Origin of the sequence: Vibrio qingdaonensis (assembly GCF_026191675.1) — a bacterium.
Classification (GTDB): domain Bacteria; phylum Pseudomonadota; class Gammaproteobacteria; order Enterobacterales; family Vibrionaceae; genus Vibrio; species Vibrio qingdaonensis.
On record NZ_JAKRRY010000177.1, the window covers coordinates 1 to 343 of the forward strand.

General features: G+C 54.2%; 1 protein-coding gene. It reads right to left on the reverse strand.

Features of this window, described 5'->3' with window-relative positions; all coding sequences use genetic code 11:
- Window positions 1–343 (reverse strand): VCBS domain-containing protein (locus MD535_RS25905; RefSeq protein ID WP_265678144.1); only part of this gene is annotated, 343 nt, incomplete at both ends.

Genomic DNA, 343 nt, shown 5'->3' on the forward strand with positions numbered 1-343 from the left:
GGAGTACACGCGGAACACTTCGTCACGGCTATCGCCGTCACCCAGCCCCTGCACACCCGTTAACGAGTTATCGACTTGGTAACGCCATTGCCCATCGGCGGTAATGGTTAAGCTGCCTAATGGAGATTCGCCATTACCATTTTGTTGGCCTTCGACACGCGTAATATCAAATTGTGCTTCGCCACTGTCGGCATCAGCAATGTCCAAATCCCCACTGTCAGTCAAAATACCCGCGGTGTCTTCCGTCACTGAGCCGGGCTCGTAACTGCTGATGATGCTTGGATCTTCGGTACCATTCACGGTCACCGTAATGGTGTGCTCCGTGCCGTCGGCGCTTTTCACG